The sequence below is a fragment of the Serratia sp. BIGb0163 genome (assembly GCF_024809935.1).
Lineage (GTDB): Bacteria > Pseudomonadota > Gammaproteobacteria > Enterobacterales > Enterobacteriaceae > Serratia > Serratia quinivorans.
In genome coordinates this window covers 71,358-95,395 of record NZ_JANUDZ010000011.1, presented here as the reverse complement: position 1 = coordinate 95,395, position 24,038 = coordinate 71,358, and the positions used below count along the sequence as shown (strand labels likewise).

The following is a 24,038-nucleotide window of genomic DNA, read 5'->3' as shown; positions in this document are numbered from 1 at the left end:
CGTTTGCAAATACGCAGGCATCCTGCCCGCGTTATATGAACAGCTCCCAACCCCATGGCCGGGAGCTGTAAATCTATCTATACAGTTATTCTGCTTCAGGCGCAGGTGAACCTGCTTCTGGTGCGGTCGCTTCTTTGATGCTCAGACGCACACGGCCCTGACGGTCAACTTCCAGTACCTTAACCGGTACTTCCTGACCCATCTGCAGATAGTCGGTCACTTTCTCAACGCGCTTGTCAGCGATTTGAGAGATGTGCACCAGACCTTCTTTACCGCCGCCGATCGCCACGAATGCGCCGAAATCAACGATACGGGTAACTTTACCCTGGTAAATACGGCCCACTTCGATCTCGGCAGTGATCTCTTCGATGCGGCGGATAGCGAATTTCGCTTTCTCACCGTCGGTAGCAGCGATTTTAACTGTACCATCATCTTCGATTTCAATGGTAGTGCCGGTCTCTTCAGTCAGCGCACGGATGACAGAACCGCCTTTACCAATCACGTCTTTGATCTTGTCCGGGTTGATGCGGATAGTGTGAATACGTGGTGCAAACTGAGAGATATCGCCACGCGGGGTGCTGATAGCCTGTTCCATCACGCCCAGGATGTGCAGACGCGCGCCCTTGGCCTGGTTCAGAGCAACCTGCATGATTTCGCGGGTGATGCCTTCAATTTTAATGTCCATCTGCAGCGCGGTAATACCGTCACGGCTACCGGCTACTTTGAAGTCCATGTCGCCCAGGTGATCTTCGTCACCCAGAATGTCGGACAGAACAACAAAGTTGTCTTGTTCTTTCACCAGGCCCATTGCGATACCGGCAACGGCTGCCTTGATTGGCACACCCGCATCCATCAGTGCCAGAGAAGCACCGCAGACGGAAGCCATTGAAGAAGAACCGTTGGATTCGGTGATTTCAGAAACCACACGCACCGTGTACGGGAAATCTTCTGGTTTAGGCATCATAGCCAATACGCCACGTTTCGCCAGGCGGCCGTGACCAATTTCACGACGTTTTGGTGAACCTACCATCCCGGTCTCACCAACGGAGTACGGAGGGAAGTTGTAGTGGAACAGGAAGCTGTCGGTCTTTTCGCCCATCAGCTCATCCAGGTTCTGCGCGTCACGGGCGGTGCCCAGCGTTGCGGTAACCAGTGCCTGAGTCTCACCACGGGTGAACAGTGCGGAACCGTGGGTACGCGGCAGAACGCCGGTGCGCACGTCCAGACCACGGATCATGTCTTTTTCACGGCCGTCGATACGCGGCTCGCCACGCAGCACACGGCTACGAACGACGTTTTTCTCAACGCTACCCAGGATGTCCTGAATTTCAGACACGTCCAGGGTTTCGTCCTGTGCCAGCAGGGTTTCAACAACGCTGCTCTTGATCGCATCAACCTGAGCGTAACGCTCTTGTTTTTCGGTGATGTGATAAGCGTCGCCCAGGCGGCCTTCTGCCAGTTCTGCAACGCGCGCGTGCAGCGCTTCGTTGACTGCAGGTGCCTGCCAGTCCCACTTGGCTTTGCCGGCTTCGGCAACCAGGGAATTAATGTTTTCGATAACGATTTGCTGTTGCTCGTGGCCAAACACCACCGCGCCCAGCATCTGATCTTCGCTCAGAACGTCAGCTTCGGATTCAACCATCAGTACTGCACCAGCGGTACCGGCAACCACCAGATCCAGGCTGCTTTCTTTCAGCTCGTCGCTGGTTGGGTTCAATACGTATTGATTGTTGATGTAACCCACGCGCGCAGAACCGATTGGGCCATTGAACGGAATACCGGACAGGCTCAGGGCGGCAGAGGCACCGATCATCGCAACGATGTCCGGGTTAACCTGCGGGTTAAGGGAAACAACGGTCGCGATCACCTGAACTTCGTTCAGGAAGCTGTCCGGGAACAGTGGACGGATCGGACGGTCAATCAGACGGGAAGTCAGGGTTTCACCTTCGCTCGGACGGCCTTCACGACGGAAGAAGCTACCCGGGATACGACCAGCAGCGTAGGTACGCTCCTGATAGTTAACCGTCAGTGGGAAGAAGCTCTGGCCTGGTTTGGCTTTTTTCTGGCCAACTACGGTAACGAATACTGCGGTGTCATCCATGCTTACCATAACGGCGGCAGTGGCCTGACGAGCCATCATACCGGTCTCAATAGTGAGGGTATGCTGGCCATACTGGAATTTGCGAATGATCGGTGTCAGCAAAATTATATCCTTAGATTAGGCGCGCAATCGTATTGTCGACTCGACACGCCAGTGACTCGGTTTGCCTTCTCACTACATCCTCGCGACTAATGACAATCCTTATCTCAAGCCTGAGACAAAGCCTCTCATTAGCCGCGCGAACCTCTGTAACGGAAGATCCTGTTTGGAAACATCAGTAATACATTAACCTGATTTGCTTATGCTTCCTAGAAGAAAGGGGCCAAAATAGGCCCCTTTCCACTGAAACTCGCTTGATTAGCGACGCAGACCCAGACGCTCGATCAGGCTGGTGTAACGTGCTACATCTTTACGCTTCAGGTAGTCCAGCAGCTTACGACGCTGAGAAACCATACGCAGCAGACCACGACGGCTGTGGTGATCTTTTTTGTGCTCTGAGAAGTGGCCTTGCAGATGGTTGATCTGCGCAGTCAACAGGGCAACCTGAACTTCGGAAGAACCGCTGTCGTTAGTACCACGACCGAAATCAGCTACGATTTTAGCTTTAGCTTCAACACTTAGAGACATTGTCTTACTCCAGATTATAGATAATAAATACAGGCGCCGATCTCTAATTCAGCAACCCAATGCATAAGCTGCGCCATTCTACCCTTAGCGCAGTGCGATCGCAAGGCAGTGCGTTTTCTACCCTTAGTCGAAATATTCAACTACCAGGCGGCGCGGCGCCACACGACCATCATCGGCAATATCACCGACGCCGATAAATTTACGCTCTTCACCTTCGGTGATACGGACCATGCCCGAGGCCGGAGCACCGGCAACCTGAACCGGTTGCCCTTGCTTAACGTAACCCGCTACCACTGGCAGCAAATTCACTTCCGGGTAGTTCTCCACCGGGCTGTCCATCGGCATCAACAACGGATCGAGCAGCTCGGCCGGGGCGATTTCCTGCCGATGAGCCTGCTCCAGCAATTCGCTCAACTGCTCCAGCGTGACCATGCGCTCGGTCGGGTAGGTCGCCACCTGCAGACGACGCAGGTAGATCACGTGCGCGCCACATCCCAGCAGCTCGCCGAGGTCATCGGTGATGGTGCGGATGTAAGTGCCTTTTGAGCAGTGAATTTCCAGCTCCAGTTCATCCCCTTCCCAGCGAATAAACTGCAGTTCATAAACGGTAATGCTGCGTGCTTCACGCGGCACTTCGATACCCTGGCGAGCATACTCATAGAGTTTCTTGCCCTGGTATTTCAGCGCCGAGTACATCGAAGGTACCTGCTTGATATCGCCACGGAAGCTGTCCAGCGCCGCATCGAGCTGCGCCTGGGTGAAACTCACCGGCCGCTCCTGCACAATTTGGCCGTCGGCATCCGAGGTATCGGTACGCTGACCCAGTCGGGCAATCACGCGATAGCGTTTGTCGGAGTCGAGCAGGAACTGTGAAAACTTGGTCGCCTCACCGAGGCAAATTGGCAGCATGCCGGTCGCCAGCGGGTCGAGCGCGCCGGTATGACCCGCGCGATTGGCGTTATAGAGGCGCTTTACTTTTTGCAGGGCGTCGTTGGATGACAGGCCCTGCGGTTTGTCCAGCAACAGGACACCGTGGATATCACGGCCGCGGCGACGAGGGCGACTCATTAAGCCTCCTCGTCATCGCCTGATGCAGAACGGCGTTCGGCGTCATTCTTCACTACGTTGGTCACCAGGTTGGACATGCGCATGCCTTCAACCAGGGAGTTGTCGTAAGCGAAGGTCAGCTCAGGTACTACGCGCAGGCGCATGGCTTTACCCAGCAGCGTGCGGATGTAGCCGGAAGCGTCTTCCAGAGCTTTGATGCCGTTAGGCACCAGATTCGGATCGGCGTTTTCGGTCAATACGTTCAGGAAGGTGACGTAAACTTTGGCATACGCCAAATCACGAGAAACTTCTACACCAGAAACGGTAGCCATGCCGACACGCGGATCTTTGACTTCACGCTGCAGAATGATAGCAATCTCTTTTTGCATCTCTTGTGCCACGCGCTGACCGCGGCTGAATTCTTTTGCCATTATGGATTCTCCAGACAAATCGGGGGGCACAAGGCCCCCCAGAACAGACTTAAGCAGATGTGCTAGCGTTAAGCGATGGTGCGTTGGATCTCGATGATTTCGAATACTTCGATCATGTCGCCGACGCGCACGTCGTTGTAGTTCTTAACGCCGATACCACATTCCATGCCGTTACGGACTTCGTTGACGTCATCTTTGAAGCGGCGCAGGGATTCCAGCTCGCCTTCATAGATAACCACGTTGTCGCGCAGAACGCGGATTGGGTTGTGACGCTTGATGTTCCCTTCGGTAACCATACAACCTGCAATGGCGCCGAATTTAGGTGATTTGAACACGTCACGAACTGCGGCCAGGCCGATAATCTGCTGCTTGTACTCAGGCGCCAACATACCGCTCATCGCCTGCTTCACTTCGTCGATCAGGTTATAGATCACGGAGTAGTAACGCAGATCCAGGCTTTCTGCTTCAATCACGCGGCGCGCTGAAGCGTCGGCACGAACGTTGAAGCCCAGGATGATGGCGTTGGAAGCCGCTGCCAGCGTGGCGTCGGTTTCGGTGATACCACCTACGCCAGAGCCAACAATCTTCACTTTCACTTCGTCGGTAGAGAGTTTCAGCAGTGATTCGCAAATCGCTTCACAAGAACCCTGTACGTCGGATTTCAGTACGATGTTCAGTTCAGAAACTTCACCGTCGGTCATGTTCGCAAACATGTTTTCCAGTTTGGATTTCTGCTGACGCGCCAGTTTAACTTCGCGGAACTTGCCTTGACGGTACAGCGCAACTTCACGCGCTTTCTTCTCGTCACGCACCACAGTCGCTTCATCACCCGCGGCTGGAACGCTGGACAGACCCAGGATCTCAACCGGAATAGAAGGACCAGCAGAGGTCACTTCGCGACCCAGTTCGTCACGCATCGCACGCACGCGGCCGTATTCGAAGCCACACAGAACGATATCGCCCTTGTTCAGCGTACCTTCCTGTACCAACACGGTAGCAACCGGACCACGACCTTTATCCAGGAAGGATTCGATAACCACACCGCTGGCCATGCCGCTGCGTACCGCTTTCAGTTCGAGAACTTCGGACTGCAACAGGATGGCGTTCAACAGCTCGTCGATACCGGTACCGGCTTTCGCAGATACGTGAACGAACTGCGCTTCGCCGCCCCACTCTTCCGGCATAACGCCGTACTGAGACAGTTCCTGCTTAACGCGGTCCGGATCGGCTTCCGGCTTGTCAATTTTGTTCACTGCAACAACCAAAGGCACCTGCGCTGCTTTCGCATGCTGGATAGCTTCGATGGTTTGCGGCATCACGCCGTCGTCGGCAGCAACCACCAGAACAACGATGTCTGTCGCCTGAGCACCACGAGCACGCATTGAAGTAAAGGCTGCGTGGCCTGGAGTATCCAGGAAGGTGATCATGCCGTTGTCGGTTTCTACGTGGTAAGCACCGATATGCTGGGTAATACCACCGGCCTCGCCTGCTGCCACCTTGGTGGAGCGGATGTAGTCCAGCAGAGAAGTTTTACCGTGGTCAACGTGGCCCATGATGGTCACAACTGGCGCACGTGGCTCAGCAGCAGCACCGGTATCACGGTCGCTCATCAGCGCTTCTTCCAGCTCGTTCTCACGACGCAGGATAACTTTGTGGCCCATCTCTTCGGCAACCAGCTGTGCGGTTTCCTGGTCGATGACCTGGTTGATGGTGGCCATTGCGCCCAGTTTCATCATCGCTTTGATGACCTGAGAGCCTTTAACCGCCATCTTGTTAGCCAGTTCGGCTACGGTGATGGTTTCGCCGATCACAACGTCACGGTTAACCACCTGAGCCGGCTTGTTGAAGCCCTGCTGCAGAGTACTTGGCTTACGCTTGCCTTTACCACCACGGGTCACGGCGCGCGCTTCTTCACGGTCTGCTTTAGACTCGGAAAGTTTGTTGCCTTTTTTCTGCTTGGTCGCTTTACCGCCACGAGTGCGGGTGCGGCGTTCGCCTTCAACTTTAGCGTCGTTTTCATCTTCGGCAGCACGGGCGTGCTGGGAAGTGGTTACATGATAATCGGCAGTTTCAACCGCTGCACTGGCTTTCTCGGCAGCAGCCCATTCTTCGCCTTTCTCTTCGGCCATGCGGCGCGCTTCTTCCGCTACGCGTTTGGCGTCTTCTTCAACCTTGCGTCGTACTTCCTCTTCCGCTTTACGTTTCAGTTCTGCGGCTTCGGCTTCACGGCGTGCTTTTTCTGCCTGAGCTGGCTTGGTCATTTCGTCGGTATGTTGATTCGTCACTTTTTCTTTTTCCGCTGAATTACGCTTAGCAATCTCCGCGGCCTCACGTTTGGCTTGCTCTTCGGCTGCGCGCTTTGCTTCTGCTTCGCGTTTCGCCAGCTCTTCTGCTGCGCGCTGTGCCTGCTCTTCCGCTTCACGCTGTGCCTGCTCTGCCGCTTCAGCCTGTTGGGCTTCTGGCGTATCGCGATTTACATAAGTGCGTTTCTTGCGGACCTCGATTTGCACCGATTTACTTTTACCGCCGGTGCTCGGAATATTCAAGGTGCTGCGCGTTTTGCGCTGCAACGTGAGCTTACCCGGCGCACTACCGTGTTCACGGTTCAGGTGCGCCAGTAAGGCTTCTTTCTCATGTTGGGTTACAGAGTCTGTCTCAGACTTGTTAATCCCTGCATCAGCAAACTGCTGTACCAGGCGATCAACTGGAGTCTGAATCTCTGCTGCCAGCGATTTTACGGTTACATCTGTCGTCATGCTGTTCCTTCCTGCTACAGTTTATTACGCGTTGTCGCCAAACCAACAGATATTACGTGCGGCCATAATCAGCTCGCCGGCTTGCTCATCGCTAAGCCCTTCAATATCAGCCAGATCGTCAACACCCTGCTCGGCAAGATCTTCCAGCGTACAAACCCCACGCGCGGCCAGTTTAAAGGCCATGCTGCGCTCAAGACCCGGCAGGTTGAGCAAATCGTCAGCAGGTTTTTGGTCGCCCAGGCTTTCTTCTTGTGCCAGGGCCAGCGTGGTCAATGCAGCTTTGGCGCGATCGCGCAACGCTTCAACCATATCTTCATCCAGACCGTCGATTTCCAGCAGCTCTTTGATTGGCACGTAAGCCAACTCTTCCAGAGTAGAGAAGCCTTCTTCAACCAGTACGGTGGCGAAATCTTCGTCAATATCAAGATGTTTGGTGAAGGTATCAATGGCGGCATGAGCTTCGGCCTGGTGCTTGGCCTGCAGATCGTCCGCCGTCATCACGTTCAGTTCCCAACGGTCATCGTCACGATGCTGTTTTAACAACTGGGATGCCAAACGCACGTTTTGGCCATTACGGCCGATCGCCTGTGCCAGATTGCTGGCTTCAACGGCGATATCCATAGTGCAATTATCTTCATCAACCACGATTGAGGCAACGTCTGCCGGCGCCATGGCGTTGATGACGAACTGCGCAGGGTTATCATCCCACAGGATGATGTCGATACGTTCGCCGCCGAGCTCGCTCGAAACGGCCTGAACGCGCGCACCGCGCATACCTACGCAAGCGCCGACCGGGTCGATGCGTTTGTCGTTGGTTTTCACTGCAATTTTTGCACGGGAGCCAGGATCGCGGGCTGCCGCTTTAATTTCGATCACTTCTTCGCCGATTTCCGGTACTTCGATGCGGAACAGTTCTTTCAGCATCTCGGCGCTGGAGCGGCTGACAAACAGCTGCGCGCCACGAGCTTCTGGACGAACGGCGTACAGGATACCGCGGATACGGTCACCCGGACGGAAGTTTTCGCGTGGCAGCATATCTTCACGGCCAATGACCGCTTCAGCGTTGCTACCCAGATCCAGCGCAATGCTGTCACGGTTAACTTTCTTCACCACGCCGGTGACGATTTCACCTTCGTGCTGGCGGAAGGCGTCAACCACCATCGCGCGCTCGGCTTCACGTACTTTCTGTACGATAACCTGTTTCGCGGTTTGAGTGGTGATACGGTCGAAGGTCACAGATTCAATCTGATCTTCGATGTAACCGCCCAGCTCGATGCCTGGCTCTTCATACTGTGCAGCTTCCAGCGTGATTTCACGCGTTGGCTGAGTCACTTCATCTACAGCGACCCAACGGCGGAAGGTGTCGAAATCGCCAGTTTTGCGGTCAATGCTGACGCGAACTTCGATTTCCTGCTCGTATTTTTTCTTGGTGGCGGTGGCTAATGCGGTTTCCAGCGCTTCGAAAATCTTCTCACGCGGAAGGGATTTTTCATTGGAAACAGCTTCAACAACAGCCAGAATCTCTTTATTCATCCTAGTTGCCTCATCCAAACTTTAAAAGTGGGGTACCAGGTTCGCTTTCTGGATATTGCTCAGCGCGAACACTTCATCTTTCCCTTCCACAGCAACCGTGATCATCTCGCCATCGACAGACTTGATAATGCCCTGCCATTTGCGACGGTTCTGTACGGCCATGCGCAAGACCAGGCTGACTTCGTCACCGAGGAAACGAGTATAGTGCTCGGCGGTGAACATCGGGCGATCAAGGCCAGGAGAGGAGACTTCCAAGTTGTAAGCGACTGTGATTGGCTCTTCAACGTCCAATACAGCGCTGACCTGGTGGCTGACATCAGCACAATCGTCAACATTGATGCCGTTTTCACTATCAATATAGATACGGAGCGTCGATTGGCGCGCACGAATAAATTCGATGCCTACAAGTTCAAAGCCCAACGCTTCTACCGGTGCCGAAAGCATCTCTGTTAATTTTTGCTCTAATGTGGACAAGCCCACCCCCAAGACATAAAAAAAGGGCCTAATAGCCCAGTGATTCTGTTGCCAAATAACAAAAAACCCCGAAAATTCGGGGCTTTATGCAACTGGACCCTGTTTGCCGCTAAGCGGCTTCGGTGCAACTTTCTAGCAAGTGTCATTTTCAAATGTTGATCGAGAAAAGCGGAATTCAATCGAAAAGTGTATTTGAAAATAAACACTTAAAGGAAAGTGGTTGCGGGGGCCGGATTTGAACCGACGACCTTCGGGTTATGAGCCCGACGAGCTACCAGGCTGCTCCACCCCGCGTCCGAAAACGTGGCAAATATTACGCCGATAATCGCAAAATAGCAAGTTATCTCTGGGATTTGGTACCGAGGATGGGACTCGAACCCACAAGCCCGTTAGGGCACTACCACCTCAAGGTAGCGTGTCTACCAATTCCACCACCTCGGTACTGATTCTTACTGCTAACGGCTGTTATTTATATCGAGGTAACAACAACCGTTTTCAAACTCTGTTACTGCTTGGCGCTTACTGCGGGATATCGCTGCTCGGTTTGGTTGGTGCTGCCGGCGCGGTAGTCTGCTCAGATTTCACTGGCTGACCCAAATTTTCCCACTCGCTGCCCTTCTTGGTCTGGTTGGTGCTCAGATTGCCAAGGATCAGACTGATGACGAAGAACAACGTCGCCAGCACAGCCGTCATGCGGGTCATGAAGTTGCCGGAACCACTCGAACCGAACAATGTGCCAGATGCACCTGCTCCGAATGAGGCTCCCATATCAGCGCCTTTACCTTGCTGCAGCATAATCAGAGCTACCAGCCCGATTGAGATCAGCAGGAAAATTACCAGAAGAGCTTCGTACATAGTTGTACCCGTATCCTTGCGGCTTCACCGCGTGCCAAATGCTTCACACCCCATAGGCTTCTTTTCTAACAAGAAGTCGCAGGCGTTATATCAAACTGCCCACTGAAGCGGGTGTGAATACTAACCAAAGGTGCCAAACCACGCAAGGGCAATTTGCAGCCACCGGCGCGTTTGCGGAAAAAAACACCAATAAAATTCGCAGGCTGTGATTTTAGGGGGCAACTGCCGCCCCCGAACTCATCAGCGACCCATTAACCAGCAGACTTCACCGCATCGGCGATGCGATGTGCCAGCGCAGTCACCTGCTGCTCATCCTCACCTTCCACCATCACACGGATCAGCGGTTCGGTACCGGACTTGCGCAGCAGAACGCGGCCGCGACCGGCCAATTCCACTTCAACCTGCTCGGTGATTTTACGCACCTCTTCGGATTCCAGCGGGTTATGCTCGCCGGCAAAGCGCACGTTGACCAGAATTTGCGGCAACAATTTCATGCCGCTGCACAGGTCGTGCAGACTCATACTGTTACGAACAATCGCAGTCAGCACCTGCAGACCGGCAACGATGCCGTCACCCGTGGTGGTCTTGTCCAACAGGATCACGTGGCCGGAGTTTTCCGCACCGATACGCCATCCCAGCTCCTGCAGCTTCTCCAGCACGTAGCGGTCGCCGACTTTCGCACGTGCAAATGGGATGCCCAACTGCTTGAGCGCCAATTCCAGACCCATGTTGCTCATCAGCGTGCCAACCGCACCACCGCGCAACTGGCCCTGACGCAGCCCTTCACGAGCGATGATATACAGGATTTGGTCGCCATCGACCTTGTTGCCAAGGTGATCAACCATCATCACACGGTCGCCGTCACCGTCAAATGCCAGGCCGACATGGGCTTTTTCCTTCAGTACACGTTCCTGAAGTTGACGAACATCAGTCGCGCCGCACTTTTCATTGATATTCATGCCGTCCGGCTCAACGCCGATGGCAATCACCGTGGCGCCCAGCTCACGCAGTACGCTTGGCGCAATGTGATAGGTCGCACCGTTGGCGCAGTCCACCACGATTTTCAGGCCCTTCAGGCTCAATTCGCTCGGGAAGGTGCCTTTGCAGAATTCGATATAGCGGCCGGCCGCGTCGATGATCCGGCTGGCCTTGCCCAATTCGGAGGATTCCACGCAGGTCAGCGGTTTTTCCATTTCGGCTTCAATGGCTTCTTCAACATCGTCCGGCAGCTTGGCCCCATCAATCGAGAAAAACTTGATGCCGTTGTCGTAAAACGGGTTATGTGATGCCGAAATAACAATACCGGCTTCAGCACGGAAGGTACGCGTTAAATACGCCACCGCTGGCGTCGGCATTGGGCCGGTAAACGAGGCTGACAGCCCCGCAGCGGCAAGCCCGGCTTCCAACGCCGACTCCAGCATATAGCCGGAGATGCGGGTATCTTTGCCGATAATAATTTTGCGAGATCCGTGACGTGCCAGTACCTTACCCGCCGCCCAGCCCAGCTTCAGAACGAATTCCGGGGTAATAGGAGTATCGCCGACCTTGCCACGAATGCCGTCGGTACCAAAATATTTGCGCTCACTCATGTCTCTATCATCCCTTAGCTGAAAGTGTTGCCTCGACGACACGCATCGCCTCGACGGTTTCTTTAACGTCATGCACTCTGACAATCTGTGCGCCCTGCATGGCGGCGATCACCGCACAGGCCACGCTGCCGATGACCCGCTGATCGGGGGGCACGTTCAGCAGTTGTCCAATCATCGACTTACGCGACATCCCCACCAACAACGGCAGGCCGAAGTGATGAAACTCTGACAATCTGGCCAGAAGCTGATAATTGTGCGCTAAATTCTTACCGAAACCGAATCCTGGGTCGAGCAGCAATTTCTGATTTTTAATCCCGGCGGCATTACAGCGTTCAATATGTCGCTGGAAAAAGGCGTTAACATCGCCAATAAGGTCATCATAGTGCGGCGCCTGCTGCATGGTGCGCGGTTCACCCTGCATATGCATCAGACACACCGGTAGCCCGCTTTCCGCGGCGGCAGCCAGCGCGCCCGGCTCCTGTAGCGAGCGAACGTCGTTGATCAGATGCGCCCCGGCCTGAGCCGACTCGCGGATCACCCCGGCTTTCGAGGTATCCACCGAAATAAAGACTTCAAAACGCCGGGCAATGGCTTCCACCACGGGCACTACGCGTGCGATCTCTTCCTCTTCACTAACCTCTGCCGCTCCAGGTCTGGTCGACTCGCCCCCCACATCAATCATGGTCGCACCGGCCGAAATCAGGGCATGGGCATGCAACAACGCCTGATTTAGCTGGTTGTGTTGGCCGCCGTCAGAAAAAGAATCCGGGGTTACGTTGAGGATCCCCATCACCCGCGGATGGGAGAGATCGAAAGTCGTGTCTCGCACGGTTAACTGCATTACTAATCCACCTTACTGTTGCCTGGTTCACTGCCCGCCGGACAATAAAAAACCCCGGCATGCCGGGGTTCGATGTTATTACACAGCCAAAGTTACTTGTCTAGCTGTTCAGACATGGTATTGCCTGGATTTGGCGTGCGTGGCTCATCTACCGGCGTAGGGGCTTTTGGTGTGCCGCCATTGTCGGAGTTGCTGCCTTTGCTCGCATCGTCCCAACCCGCTGGCGGACGCACGTCTTTGCGGTTCATCAGATCGTCGATCTGAGGCGCATCGATGGTTTCATACTTCATCAGTGCATCCTTCATTGAATGCAGGATGTCCATGTTTTCCATCAACAACGCACGCGCACGGATGTAGTTGCGTTCGATCAGGGATTTAACTTCCTGGTCGATGATGCGCGCGGTTTCGTCCGACATGTGTTTCGCCTTGGCCACGGAACGGCCCAGGAACACTTCGCCCTCTTCTTCCGCATACAGCAATGGCCCCAGCTTCTCGGAGAAGCCCCATTGGGTCACCATATTGCGGGCAATCGAGGTCGCCACTTTAATGTCGTTCGACGCACCGGTAGAGACTTTCTCTGGCCCGTAGATGATCTCTTCAGCCAGACGACCACCGTACAGAGTAGAGATTTGACTCTCCAGTTTCTGACGGCTGGCGCTGATAGCATCGCCTTCCGGCAGGAAGAAGGTAACCCCCAACGCGCGGCCACGAGGAATAATGGTTACCTTGTGTACCGGATCGTGCTCAGGAACCAGACGGCCGATAATGGCGTGGCCTGCTTCGTGATACGCGGTCGACTCTTTCTGCGCTTCGGTCATCACCATGGAGCGACGTTCCGCACCCATCATGATCTTGTCTTTGGCTTTTTCGAACTCAACCATCGACACAACGCGTTTGTTGCCACGGGCAGCAAACAGTGCCGCTTCGTTGACCAGGTTAGCCAGGTCAGCCCCGGAGAAGCCCGGAGTACCACGTGCCAGTACTGAAGCATCAACATCCGGTGCCAAAGGTACGCGACGGGAGTGCACTTTCAGGATCTGTTCACGACCACGTACGTCTGGCAGACCAACAACAACCTGACGGTCGAAACGACCTGGACGCAGCAATGCCGGGTCAAGTACGTCAGGACGGTTGGTCGCAGCGATGACGATAATGCCTTCGTTGCCTTCAAAGCCGTCCATTTCAACCAGCATCTGGTTCAGCGTTTGCTCACGTTCATCGTGACCGCCACCCAGACCGGCGCCACGCTGGCGACCGACGGCGTCGATTTCATCGATAAAGATGATGCACGGTGCCGCTTTCTTGGCCTGTTCGAACATGTCACGCACACGAGATGCACCAACACCCACGAACATTTCCACGAAGTCGGAACCGGAAATGGTGAAGAACGGCACTTTTGCCTCGCCGGCGATAGCTTTCGCCAACAGCGTTTTACCGGTCCCTGGAGGGCCAACCATCAGCACGCCTTTAGGGATCTTACCGCCCAACTTCTGGAAACGGCTCGGCTCACGCAGGTATTCCACCAGTTCGCTCACTTCTTCTTTTGCTTCGTCGCAACCAGCAACGTCGGCAAAAGTGGTTTTGATCTGGTCTTCCGTCAGCATGCGGGCCTTGCTCTTGCCGAAGGACATCGCGCCCTTGCCGCCGCCGCCCTGCATCTGCCGCATGAAGAAGATCCAAACCCCGATCAGCAACAGCATTGGGAACCACGAAATAAAGATAGAAGCCAGCAAACTCGGCTCTTCAGGTGGCTCACCAACAACTTTCACATTCTTGGTTAACAACGTATCCAGCAATTTCGGATCGTTGACAGGGATGTAGGTCGTGTATTTGTTACTGTCTTTCTTGGTAACGTTAATTTCACGTCCGTTGATTCGCGCTTCGCGAACCTGGTCCTGGGTCAGCTCGGACATGAAGGTAGAGTAATCCACCCTACGGCCATTCGACTCGCTGGGCCCAAAGCTCTGGAATACAGACATCAACACTACCGCGATGACTAACCAGAGAATTAGGTTTTTCGCCATGTCACTCAAGGGATTAACCTCATATTACAACTGTGTTAACAAACAGCGTTAGGGTACTACAGCTTGCGCCCTGTCGCTACAATGTACACTTCGCGCGAACGTGCGCGGGAAGCGTCTGGCTTACGAATCTTAACCTTCGTAAACAGGGAGCGAATTTCCCGTAGGTACTCGTCAAAACCATCTCCCTGGAACACCTTCACCAGGAAACTTCCGCCTGGTGCGAGGACATCACGACACATTCCCAGTGCTAATTCCACCAGGTACATCGATCTTGGAATATCGACGGCCGGAGTGCCACTCATATTCGGGGCCATGTCAGACATAACCACCTGAACCTTGCTTTCACCTACACGTTCCAACAGAGCCTTGAGCACCAGTTCATCACGAAAATCGCCCTGAAGGAAATCGACGCCAACGATTGGATCCATTGGCAAAATATCACAGGCGATGATGCGGCCGGAACCGCCGATCTGGGTCACGACATATTGCGACCAACCACCCGGTGCCGCACCTAAGTCCACTACGGTCATGCCGGGTTTAAACAGTTTGTCACTCTGCTGTATTTCATCAAGTTTAAACCAGGCGCGCGAACGCAGCCCTTTTTTCTGCGCCTGTTGAACATATTTATCGCTAAAGTGTTCTTGTAACCAGCGACTGGAGCTAGCAGAACGCTTTTTATTAGCCATCTCGTTTTCCAACTATCATAAAAAGAGTCTTAATGTCAGGTTCGCAGCTCACGTAGACTCACACCGGTGAAGACCGATTTGGTGATATACATGAGATGGCGGTAGAATGTACCGTTTTCAATCCCAACTTAAGCAAAAAAGACAATGAATCTGAATAATAAACAAAAACAGCACCTGAAAGGCCTGGCGCATCCGTTAAAACCGGTTGTCATGCTGGGTAATAACGGTCTCACCGAAGGGGTGCTGGCTGAAATTGAACAGGCTCTGGAGCATCATGAGCTGATCAAGGTAAAAATCGCTGCTGAAGATCGCGAAACCAAAACCCTGATCGCCGACGCTATCGTGCGTGAAACGGGTGCCTGCAACGTGCAAGTCATCGGCAGTACGCTTATTCTTTACCGCCCTTCTAAAGAGCGCAAGATCAGTCTACCGCGTTAATAAGCATTGGGTTAACGAAAAGGTGCCATGCACCTGATTCAGATAAAAGGCCGCGTGCGGCCTTTTTCCTTTCTTTACAAAACCCTGGCGATTTTCTGAACGAATGCAGAGCGATCAGAGATAATCAACCTTCAAGATCTCATAATCGACATCGCCACCCGGGGTTTTTATCACTACCACGTCATCCACTTCTTTACCGATCAAACCACGCGCCATCGGTGAATTGACCGAAATCAGATTTTTCTTGAAATCGGCCTCATCGTCGCCAACGATGCGGTAGGTCACTTCTTCTTCGCTATCGAGGTTCATCACCGATACGGTGGAGCCAAAAATCACGCGTCCATTGTTGGGCATCTTGGTGATATCGATCACCTGCGCGTTGGACAACTTGGCTTCAATTTCCTGGATACGCCCTTCGCAGAAACCCTGCTGCTCACGAGCGGCGTGATACTCTGCGTTTTCTTTCAAATCGCCGTGTTCACGGGCGTCAGCGATATCCGCAATGATTTTCGGACGGCGCACGCCTTTTAAATATTCGAGTTCTTCGCGCAGTTTTTCAGCGCCAAACAAGGTCATCGGAATCTGTTTCATAAGCTAAATACCTCTAAATCCTTCCTGTTCAAATAACCGTCATCCTGACGTGTTCGAATGAAAAAACGGTGGCTACATGCCCCCCGCCTCCAGGCGACAAACAAAAGAAGCCTGACTCGGAACAGTTGCCCAAGTCAGGATCGATTTTGCATTTTGATACGCATTTTAGCTTAGAGTTCCTTGAGGGTCATCGTTTACTTTTTCCCTGAATGCACCGTAGTATGACGGCACGTTATCCAGCTGTTATCCCGAGATTATGCGTTTTTCACGAATTGTCAGTGCATTGGCTTGCGCATTTGTTCTAAATGCGAATGCGGCCCCGGTTGAAGATTACACACAATATTTGCCTGATGGGGCCAACCTTGCCCTGGTAGTTCAGAAGATCGGCGCAGACGCACCGACCATCGATTATCACTCTCAGCAAATGGCGTTGCCGGCCAGTACCCAGAAAGTGCTGACCGCGCTGGCTGCATTATTGCAGCTCGGCCCCGACTATCGCTTCACCACCACGCTGGAAAGCCAGGGTGATATCAGTGACGGCGTGCTGCGCGGCAACCTGATTGCCCGCTTCAGCGGCGATCCGACCTTTAAGCGCCAAAGCCTGCGTAACATGGTGGCGATCCTGAAAAAGCAGGGTGTCCGCCAGATCACCGGCGATGTGCTGGTCGATACTTCGGTATTCGCCAGCCATGACAAAGCCCCCGGCTGGCCGTGGAACGACCTGACCCAGTGCTTCAGCGCACCGCCAGCAGCGGCGATAGTCGATCGCAACTGTTTCTCTGTGTCGTTGTACAGCGCGCCGAATCCGGGCGATATGGCCTTTATTCGCGTGGCCTCGTATTACCCGGTCAATATGTTCAGCCAGGTACGTACGCTGGCGAAAGGCTCCGCAGATGCCCAATATTGTGAGCTGGACGTGGTGCCGGGCGAGTTGAATCGCTTTACCCTGACCGGCTGTCTGACCCAACGCAGCGATCCGCTGCCGCTGGCCTTCGCCATTCAGGATGGTGCCAGCTATGCCGGGGCTATTTTGAAAGATGAGCTGACGCAGGCCGGCATTCAGATCGACGGCCACCTGAAGCGTCAGACCCAACCTGGCCTGAAGGGAACGGTGATCGCACAGGCTCAATCGGCACCTCTGCACGAGTTGCTGAAGATCATGCTGAAGAAATCGGACAACATGATTGCCGATACCGTATTCCGCACTATCGGCCATGAACGTTTTGGCGTGCCGGGCACCTGGCGTGCCGGTGCCGATGCCGTGCGTCAGGTACTTCGTCAGAAAGCCGGTGTCGATTTGGGCAACAGCATCGTGGTGGACGGCTCAGGCCTGTCACGCCATAACCTGCTGGCCCCGGCAACCATGATGCAGGCGTTGCAGTACATCGCGCAGCATGACAGTGAGCTGAACTTTATTTCAATGCTGCCGCTGTCTGGCTATGACGGCACCTTACGTTACCGTGGCGGCCTGCATGAAGCCGGTGTCGACGGGAAGGTTTCCGCTAAAACCGGGGCATTGCAAGGCGTGTACAACCTGGCCGGGTTTATCACCACCGCCAGCGGCCAGCGTTTTGCATTCGTACAGTATCTGTCGGGCTATGCCGTGCCGCCGGAAGATCAAAAACAGCGCCGCGCTCCACTGGTGCGTTTCGAAAGCCGTCTGTACCGGGATATTTATCAGAATAACTGAGGGTTACGATGAAACTGCTGATTGTTGAAGACGATGAGCTGCTGCAGCAAGGCCTGGCCCTGGCATTAGCTGGCGAGGGCTATGCCTGCGACTGCGCGGCTACGGCCGCGGAGGCCAATGCTCTGCTCCTTACCAGTCAGTACAGCATGATTATCCTCGATCTGGGCCTGCCTGACATGGACGGCGCCAGCCTGCTTCGGCAGTGGCGCCGTCAGCAAGTCGAGCTGCCGGTGCTGATCCTGACCGCTCGCGATGCGCTTGAAGACCGTGTTGATGGGCTGGATGCCGGCGCCGACGATTATCTGGTGAAACCCTTCGCGTTGGTTGAACTGCAGGCGCGCGTGCGGGCGCTGATCCGTCGCTATCAGGGTCACAGTGACAACCTCATGCAGCTCGATGACCTCCAACTCAATCTCTCCAGTCAGCAGGTTTATGTTCAGCAACAGCCGGTGGAAGTCACCCCGAAAGAGTTCGCCATCCTGTCACGTCTGATGATGCGCGCCGGGCAAACGGTCAATCGTGAACTGCTGCAGCAGGATCTCTATACCTGGCAGGACGATTTGGGCTCCAACACGCTGGAAGTACATATCCATAATCTGCGCCGCAAATTGGGTAAAGATCGCATCCGCACCGTTCGCGGTATCGGCTATCGTCTGGAATCCTCATCATGATCAGCATGCGCCGTCGTCTGTTGTTGATGCTGGCGCTGATCCTTTTGGTCACCCAGCTTATCAGTGCCTTTTGGTTGTGGCATGAAAGCCAGGAGCAAATCAGCTTCCTGGTGGATGAAACCCTGTCGGCCAAGGTTCGCACCGAGCGTGTCGATACGGAAATCGCCGAAGCAATAGCCTCACTGCTCGCCCCTTCACTGATCATGATGGTCGTGACTTTGCTCGCCTCATTTTGGGCTATCAGCTGGATTATCCGCCCGCTCAATCAGTTGCAACAACGGCTGGAAAAGCGTTCTGCCGATAACCTGACGCCGCTGCCGCTCAACAGCGACAGCCTCGAAATAATGTCGGTCACCACTACGCTCAACCAATTGTTCTCGCGGCTGGATAACACCATCCAGCAGGAACGGCTGTTTACTGCCGACGCCGCCCATGAGCTACGCACGCCTCTGGCGGGCATCCGCCTGCATCTGGAGTTAATGGAAAAACAGGGAGTCCCGCAAAGTGGGCCACTGATTAAGCGCATTGACCAACTGATGCACACCGTCGAACAATTGCTGATGCTTGCACGCGCCGGGCAAGATTTTGCCAGTGGCCATTATCAACGCTTCGATTGGGTGAGCGATGTGATCCAACCGCTGCGGGAAGAACTCGAGGAGTTGGCCACACAACGCGGGCAAAGTTTGCAATGGCAGCTTCCGACCACCGCCCCGGTACATGGTGACCCGGTACTGTTACGTCTGCTGCTGCGTAACCTGGTGGAGAATGCCCATCGTTATAGCCCTGAGGGTAGCAGGATCCAGGTACAACTTTCTGCGCAGGAACGCGGTTACCGGCTACAGGTGATCGATGAAGGTCCGGGCGTCAAAGAGAAAATAGCGGGTGAACTCACGCAGGCCTTCCGCCGCATGGATCAACGCTATGGCGGCAGTGGGTTGGGATTGAATATCGTAACTCGTATTGTGCAGCTGCATCAGGGGCGTTTAACGTTGCAAAACCGTCAGGATACCAGCGGGCTCGATGCACGATGCTGGCTCCCGGAAAACGTCCTGAAATAAAAAAAGGGCCCAGTGTTAACTGAGCCCCTCTCTTCACAAGATTACTTCTGGTAAATGATTTCGACGCCTTCGTCGTCCTCTTCATCCCAGTCGTCATCCCAGTCGTCATCCGCTTCAGCTTCCACTTCAGCGATCTGTTCACGGTGATAATCATCCCACATGAACTCGACTTTCTCCGGCGCGCTTTCTTCGATGGCCATGGCTTTCGGTTGGGTATTGATAAACTTCATCACATCCCAGCACAGCGCATTGACGCCTTCACGATTGACGGCGGAGATCATGTAGTACTTACCTTCCCAGCCCATGCCCTCTGCAATCGCCTTGGCACGTTCGGCAGCTTCTTCTTCACCAATCACATCAATCTTGTTGAAAACCAGCCAGCGTGGCTTCTGCGACAGATTCTCGCTGTACTGATTCAACTCGTTGATGATGACTTTGGCGTTTTCTACCGGATCAGATTCATCGATCGGGGCGATATCCACCAGGTGCAACAGCACGCGGCAGCGCTCCAGATGCTTCAGGAAGCGAATACCCAGGCCAGCGCCGTCGGAGGCACCTTCGATCAGCCCCGGAATATCGGCAACCACGAAGCTTTGCTCGTGATCCATACGTACCACACCCAGGCTTGGCACCAGAGTGGTAAACGGATAGTCGGCAACTTTTGGCTTTGCAGCAGAGACTGCACGGATAAAGGTCGACTTGCCGGCGTTCGGCAGGCCCAGCATACCCACATCCGCCAGCAGCAGCAGCTCCAGCAGGATGTCACGAGCTTCACCGGCGGTGCCCAGCGTTTTCTGGCGCGGAGCACGGTTAACGGATGATTTAAAACGGGTGTTGCCCAAACCGTGCCAACCGCCCTTCGCCACCATCAGACGCTGCTCGTGACGGGTCATGTCGCCGAGGATTTCGCCGGTGCCCTGATCCTGCACGCGAGTACCGACCGGAACCTTGATGGTAATATCTTTGCCACGCTTACCGGTACAGTCACGGCTCTGACCATTCTGGCCACGTTCGGCGCGGAAAGATTTCTCAAAGCGGTAGTCGATCAGCGTGTTGAGGTTTTCGTCCGCCAACAGATAGACGTCGCCGCCATCGCCGCCGTCACCGCCATCAGGCCCGCCGTTCGGGATATATTTTTCGCGACGGAAGCTGACGCAACCATTACCACCGTCACCTGCAACGACCAAGATCGCTGCTTCATCTACAAACTTCATTTACCGTCTCCGTAAATCATTCACCGGGCTGCTTCAAAGGAGCAACCAGGCGGGGTTCTGCCCGTCGCGGCCACCAACGGTGACCAATTGCGGAAAACATGGCGCCCGCTACCACTACGAAAGCACCGACATAGCCGACGACATTTAAGGTCGGGGCGGCGAATACGTGTGGCCAGGCCAGCGCCAATAAATCTGAAAAAAGCAGGGTAAACAGCGGTGTCAGCGTAACTAACGCACTCACCTGTGCCGCCTGCCAGCGCGCCATTGCTTCAGCCAGCGCACCATAACCAATCAACGTGTTGGCACCACAGAACAGCAAACAGGCTAATTGCCAGCCGCTGAGCTGGAAAATCCCCTCCGGCCTGGCCAGAGGAAATAACGCCACTGCACATAAAGTGTACAACATTACCAGAATTTGCGGCGAGGCTAATCGACGCAGCAACACTTTCTGCGCAACGCCATAAGTGACCCAGACCATTGCCGCACACACACCCAGCAGCACCCCAAGGGTGTAATCTGTCAGGCGGGTGAAAATCTCAATCAGGCTGACGTTGAAAAACAACAGCAACCCGCAGATCAGCATCAGCGCGCCAATCACCTGAGTGATGCGCATCCGCTCTTTTAAAATCAGCACGCTGGCAAACATCATGCCGACCGGCGATAACTGGCCGATCACCTGTGATGCTGTCGGGCTGAGATACTGCAGCGAAGAGCTGAAGAAAATAAAATTCCCCAGCAGGCCTGCGGTGGCGATGGCCAGAATCAACAACCAGCGCGGTTGACGGAACAGGGTCACCGGCGGCAACTTGCCGCGCACGGCCAAAATAAGCCCCAACCCAAGTGCAGCCATGGTAAATCGATACCAAACGATGGTAAACGGATCCATCACTACCAGCACTTCTTTCATCGCAATCGGCAATGCACCCCAGCAAACTGCCGTAGTCACCGCCAGAGAAATGCCAATTCCGACCTGCTGTTTTGTTTCCATCTTACCTTTGCCAGCGCTGACGGGCCGATGCATAAGCAGCCCATAAATGTAAAAAGCCCCGCAACGAATTGCGGGGCTTACATCTATTTAGTAAGGCTCGAAAAATTATTCAGCTTCGATGCTGATAAATTTACGATTGCTCGGGCCTTTAACTTCGAATTTGACTTTACCGTCTTTCAAAGCAAACAGAGTGTGGTCTTTGCCGCAACCCACGTTGGTACCAGCGTGGAATTTAGTGCCGCGCTGACGAACGATGATGCTGCCTGCCAGTACTGCTTCGCCGCCAAAGCGTTTTACGCCCAGACGTTTAGCTTCTGAATCGCGACCGTTACGAGTCGAGCCGCCAGCCTTTTTGTGTGCCATTAATCTGCTCCCCTAACTTAAGCGCTGATGCCGGTGATTTTAACGTCAGTGAACCACTGACGGTGGCCCTGCTGCTTACGATGGTGCTTACGACGACGAAACTTAACGATCTTAATTTTCTCGCCACGACCGTGAGCAACGACTTCAGCTTTGATCTTACCGCCATCGACGTAAGGAACGCCGATTTTGATATCTTCGCCATTAGCGATCATCAGAATCTGGTCAAACTCAACTGCTTCACCAGTTGCGATGTCCAGCTTTTCCAAGCGAATGGTTTGACCTTCGCTTACTCGGTGTTGTTTACCACCACTTTGGAAAACCGCGTACATATAAAACTCCGCTTTCCGCGTGCCCAACTGTTCAGTACAGAGCGCGCTATAAATATTCACAATAGGGCGCGAATTCTACGCAATAATCCAGCGTATGACAAGAGCAGAATAAGACCAGAAGCAGAAAAAAGAAGAAAAAAAGCACAGTTTCTTTCATGGCGTTTATCTGGGCCGTTTTTCAAGTACAATCAGAGGGACAGTTACCGCCATGTACCGATGTGAGCAGCGATCTCAACGCGGTGAAGAGAAACACAGCTGAAAAAAATACAATGAACCTAGAGCAAATTACCGAGTTAACCGCGCAAGATATGGCGGCCGTGAACGCAACAATTCTCGAACAGCTGAATTCCGATGTCACGCTCATCAATCAGCTTGGCTATTACATTATCAGTGGTGGCGGTAAACGCATCCGCCCGATGATCGCCGTTCTGGCGGCGCGGGCTTTGCATTATCAGGGTGATAAACACATTACCGTTGCCGCGCTGATTGAATTCATTCACACCGCAACTCTACTGCATGATGACGTGGTGGATGAATCAGATATGCGCCGCGGCAAGGCCACCGCCAATGCCGCCTTCGGCAATGCCGCCAGCGTCCTGGTCGGCGACTTCATCTATACGCGTGCTTTCCAGATGATGACCAGTCTGGAATCGCTGCGCGTGTTGGCACTGATGTCTGAGGCGGTCAACGTGATTGCCGAAGGTGAAGTTCTGCAGTTAATGAACGTCAACGATCCTGACATTACCGAAGAAAGCTACATGCGGGTGATCTACAGCAAAACCGCACGTCTGTTTGAAGCGGCGGCGCAATCTTCGGCGATCCTGTCAGACGCAAGCGTTGCTGAAGAAAAAGCGCTGCAGGATTACGGTCGCTATCTCGGCACCGCTTTCCAGTTGATCGACGATCTGCTCGATTACAGTGCCGACGGCAGTACACTGGGCAAAAATACCGGTGACGATCTCAATGAAGGGAAGCCGACATTGCCGCTACTGCACGCCATGCATAACAGCGAAGGCGAGCAGAAAGCCATGATCCGCGGGGCGATTGAACAGGGTAACGGCCGTCATTTGCTGGAACCGGTGTTGCAAGCCATGCAGCAATGCGGCTCACTGGAGTATACCCGCCAACGGGCTGAGGAAGAGGCTGACAAGGCCATTGCCGCCTTGCAGGTTCTACCCGAATCGCCACATCGCTCCGCGCTGGAAGGATTAGCGCATCTTGCGGTCCAACGCGATTTTTAAGAAACTATAAGAATATTATTGTTTCCACAGACCCGCACTGCGGGTCTGATCATTTATCTGCTGAAATACGTGCCAGCAAGCTACCGATCCCTTCTCGTACCAAGAACGCCAATACCTTCTCACGTTCGCACTCTGTCAGGTGATAGTAGTACTCAATCCACACGACTAGCGGATCTTTGCGTTCAACCTGATAGCTGGCAGGCTCTTCTTTCAAAACCAGCAAATTGCGCGTTCCCGCAGGCAGGCTGTCAATATGGTATTCCAGCGCTTTCCCCTGCACGCCCTTGCGCCGACGGCTGTTCCAGCCTTCCCGACGTGCCATCAAATTTATTCCCTGTGGTGAGGAAGGTAATCCTGCCACGCCTGTCAGTTCCTTGGCGGCAAACCACTCTTTTTTCATAGCCATGTTCTCTGGGCAAAGTCGGCAAATATCTTTTTTTGGGAAATTTATGGGATATTTTTTAAGAAATTTAGTGGTATCCTAGTTTCCG

The 24,038-nt window shown here is 54.0% G+C and carries 23 protein-coding genes and 2 tRNA genes; 5 read left to right on the top strand and 20 right to left on the bottom strand.

Annotated elements, in window-relative coordinates:
• Positions 1–85 precede the first annotated feature (85 nt).
• The 14 genes from pnp to rlmE form a co-directional block, all read right to left on the bottom strand.
• Positions 86–2,203, bottom strand: a complete 2,118-nt coding sequence (gene pnp, locus M2406_RS25070; RefSeq protein ID WP_012004951.1) for a polyribonucleotide nucleotidyltransferase — start codon at positions 2,201–2,203, stop codon at positions 86–88.
• 255 nt (positions 2,204–2,458) lie between these two features.
• On the bottom strand, positions 2,459–2,728 hold the full coding sequence (gene rpsO / locus M2406_RS25065) for a 30S ribosomal protein S15 (protein ID WP_012004950.1): 270 nt from the start codon (positions 2,726–2,728) through the stop codon (positions 2,459–2,461).
• A gap of 123 nt (positions 2,729–2,851) precedes the next feature.
• Complete coding sequence (truB, locus tag M2406_RS25060; RefSeq protein ID WP_259191799.1) at positions 2,852–3,796, bottom strand: tRNA pseudouridine(55) synthase TruB; 945 nt, start codon at positions 3,794–3,796, stop codon at positions 2,852–2,854.
• Positions 3,796–4,206 carry a 30S ribosome-binding factor RbfA gene (gene rbfA / locus M2406_RS25055; RefSeq protein WP_012004948.1) on the bottom strand — a complete coding sequence of 137 codons (411 nt, stop codon included), beginning with the start codon at positions 4,204–4,206 and terminating at the stop codon, positions 3,796–3,798. Before rbfA ends, truB begins: the two co-directional genes overlap by 1 nt.
• Positions 4,207–4,274: 68 nt before the next feature.
• A complete protein-coding gene (gene infB / locus M2406_RS25050) occupies positions 4,275–6,962 on the bottom strand; it encodes a translation initiation factor IF-2 (protein WP_012004947.1) in 2,688 nt (895 codons plus the stop codon).
• A gap of 24 nt (positions 6,963–6,986) precedes the next feature.
• The gene (gene nusA / locus M2406_RS25045) at positions 6,987–8,495 is read right to left on the bottom strand and encodes a transcription termination factor NusA (protein WP_012004946.1); all 1,509 of its coding nucleotides are present in this window, start codon (positions 8,493–8,495) and stop codon (positions 6,987–6,989) included.
• A gap of 21 nt (positions 8,496–8,516) precedes the next feature.
• A complete protein-coding gene (gene rimP, locus M2406_RS25040; protein ID WP_012004945.1) occupies positions 8,517–8,969 on the bottom strand; it encodes a ribosome maturation factor RimP in 453 nt (150 codons plus the stop codon).
• 217 nt (positions 8,970–9,186) lie between these two features.
• Positions 9,187–9,263: transfer RNA gene (locus M2406_RS25035), tRNA-Met, on the bottom strand.
• A gap of 60 nt (positions 9,264–9,323) precedes the next feature.
• Positions 9,324–9,410, bottom strand: a tRNA-Leu gene (locus M2406_RS25030).
• A 78-nt stretch (positions 9,411–9,488) separates the two neighbouring features.
• Positions 9,489–9,824 (bottom strand): preprotein translocase subunit SecG, encoded by a 336-nt coding sequence (gene secG / locus M2406_RS25025; protein WP_012004944.1) that lies wholly within the window; start codon positions 9,822–9,824, stop codon positions 9,489–9,491.
• 251 nt (positions 9,825–10,075) lie between these two features.
• Positions 10,076–11,413: a phosphoglucosamine mutase gene (gene glmM, locus M2406_RS25020; protein WP_112364406.1), complete on the bottom strand. Its 1,338-nt coding sequence runs from the start codon at positions 11,411–11,413 to the stop codon at positions 10,076–10,078.
• Positions 11,414–11,420: 7 nt separating this feature from the next.
• The gene (gene folP / locus M2406_RS25015) at positions 11,421–12,254 is read right to left on the bottom strand and encodes a dihydropteroate synthase (RefSeq protein ID WP_115183392.1); all 834 of its coding nucleotides are present in this window, start codon (positions 12,252–12,254) and stop codon (positions 11,421–11,423) included.
• Positions 12,255–12,346: 92 nt separating this feature from the next.
• Positions 12,347–14,278, bottom strand: a complete 1,932-nt coding sequence (gene ftsH, locus M2406_RS25010; protein ID WP_012004941.1) for an ATP-dependent zinc metalloprotease FtsH — start codon at positions 14,276–14,278, stop codon at positions 12,347–12,349.
• Between the two features lie 56 nt (positions 14,279–14,334).
• Positions 14,335–14,964: a 23S rRNA (uridine(2552)-2'-O)-methyltransferase RlmE gene (rlmE, locus tag M2406_RS25005; protein ID WP_012004940.1), complete on the bottom strand. Its 630-nt coding sequence runs from the start codon at positions 14,962–14,964 to the stop codon at positions 14,335–14,337.
• A gap of 144 nt (positions 14,965–15,108) precedes the next feature.
• Between rlmE and yhbY the strand changes: the two genes are divergently transcribed.
• The gene (gene yhbY / locus M2406_RS25000; RefSeq protein ID WP_004933536.1) at positions 15,109–15,402 is read left to right on the top strand and encodes a ribosome assembly RNA-binding protein YhbY; all 294 of its coding nucleotides are present in this window, start codon (positions 15,109–15,111) and stop codon (positions 15,400–15,402) included.
• Positions 15,403–15,516: 114 nt separating this feature from the next.
• Here yhbY and greA read toward each other — a convergent pair whose 3' ends face one another.
• Positions 15,517–15,993, bottom strand: coding sequence for a transcription elongation factor GreA (greA, locus tag M2406_RS24995; protein WP_012004939.1), 477 nt, complete (start codon positions 15,991–15,993; stop codon positions 15,517–15,519).
• A gap of 256 nt (positions 15,994–16,249) precedes the next feature.
• Between greA and dacB the strand changes: the two genes are divergently transcribed.
• The 3 genes from dacB to pmrB are packed head-to-tail and all read left to right on the top strand — an operon-like array spanning position 16,250 to position 19,412.
• A complete protein-coding gene (gene dacB, locus M2406_RS24990; protein ID WP_012004938.1) occupies positions 16,250–17,683 on the top strand; it encodes a serine-type D-Ala-D-Ala carboxypeptidase in 1,434 nt (477 codons plus the stop codon).
• An 8-nt stretch (positions 17,684–17,691) separates the two neighbouring features.
• The gene (pmrA, locus tag M2406_RS24985) at positions 17,692–18,354 is read left to right on the top strand and encodes a two-component system response regulator PmrA (RefSeq protein ID WP_012004937.1); all 663 of its coding nucleotides are present in this window, start codon (positions 17,692–17,694) and stop codon (positions 18,352–18,354) included.
• Entirely contained in the window at positions 18,351–19,412 is a 1,062-nt protein-coding gene (pmrB, locus tag M2406_RS24980) for a two-component system sensor histidine kinase PmrB (RefSeq protein WP_259191793.1), read from the top strand. The genes pmrA and pmrB overlap by 4 nt, the downstream gene beginning before the upstream one ends.
• Positions 19,413–19,453: 41 nt before the next feature.
• On the opposite strand, the gene cgtA is transcribed toward pmrB, so the two are convergent.
• The 4 genes from cgtA to rplU form a co-directional block, all read right to left on the bottom strand.
• On the bottom strand, positions 19,454–20,626 hold the full coding sequence (gene cgtA, locus M2406_RS24975; RefSeq protein WP_012004935.1) for an Obg family GTPase CgtA: 1,173 nt from the start codon (positions 20,624–20,626) through the stop codon (positions 19,454–19,456).
• A gap of 16 nt (positions 20,627–20,642) precedes the next feature.
• Complete coding sequence (locus M2406_RS24970) at positions 20,643–21,614, bottom strand: DMT family transporter (RefSeq protein WP_017891378.1); 972 nt, start codon at positions 21,612–21,614, stop codon at positions 20,643–20,645.
• 105 nt (positions 21,615–21,719) lie between these two features.
• Positions 21,720–21,977 carry a 50S ribosomal protein L27 gene (gene rpmA, locus M2406_RS24965; protein ID WP_004933559.1) on the bottom strand — a complete coding sequence of 86 codons (258 nt, stop codon included), beginning with the start codon at positions 21,975–21,977 and terminating at the stop codon, positions 21,720–21,722.
• Positions 21,978–21,994: 17 nt separating this feature from the next.
• A complete protein-coding gene (gene rplU / locus M2406_RS24960; protein ID WP_012004933.1) occupies positions 21,995–22,306 on the bottom strand; it encodes a 50S ribosomal protein L21 in 312 nt (103 codons plus the stop codon).
• Positions 22,307–22,575: 269 nt separating this feature from the next.
• Here rplU and ispB point away from each other — a divergent pair, with 269 nt between their 5' ends.
• Positions 22,576–23,547 (top strand): octaprenyl diphosphate synthase, encoded by a 972-nt coding sequence (ispB, locus tag M2406_RS24955; protein WP_012004932.1) that lies wholly within the window; start codon positions 22,576–22,578, stop codon positions 23,545–23,547.
• Between the two features lie 49 nt (positions 23,548–23,596).
• Here ispB and M2406_RS24950 read toward each other — a convergent pair whose 3' ends face one another.
• Complete coding sequence (locus M2406_RS24950; protein ID WP_026142164.1) at positions 23,597–23,947, bottom strand: DNA-binding protein; 351 nt, start codon at positions 23,945–23,947, stop codon at positions 23,597–23,599.
• Positions 23,948–24,038: the final 91 nt, after the last annotated feature.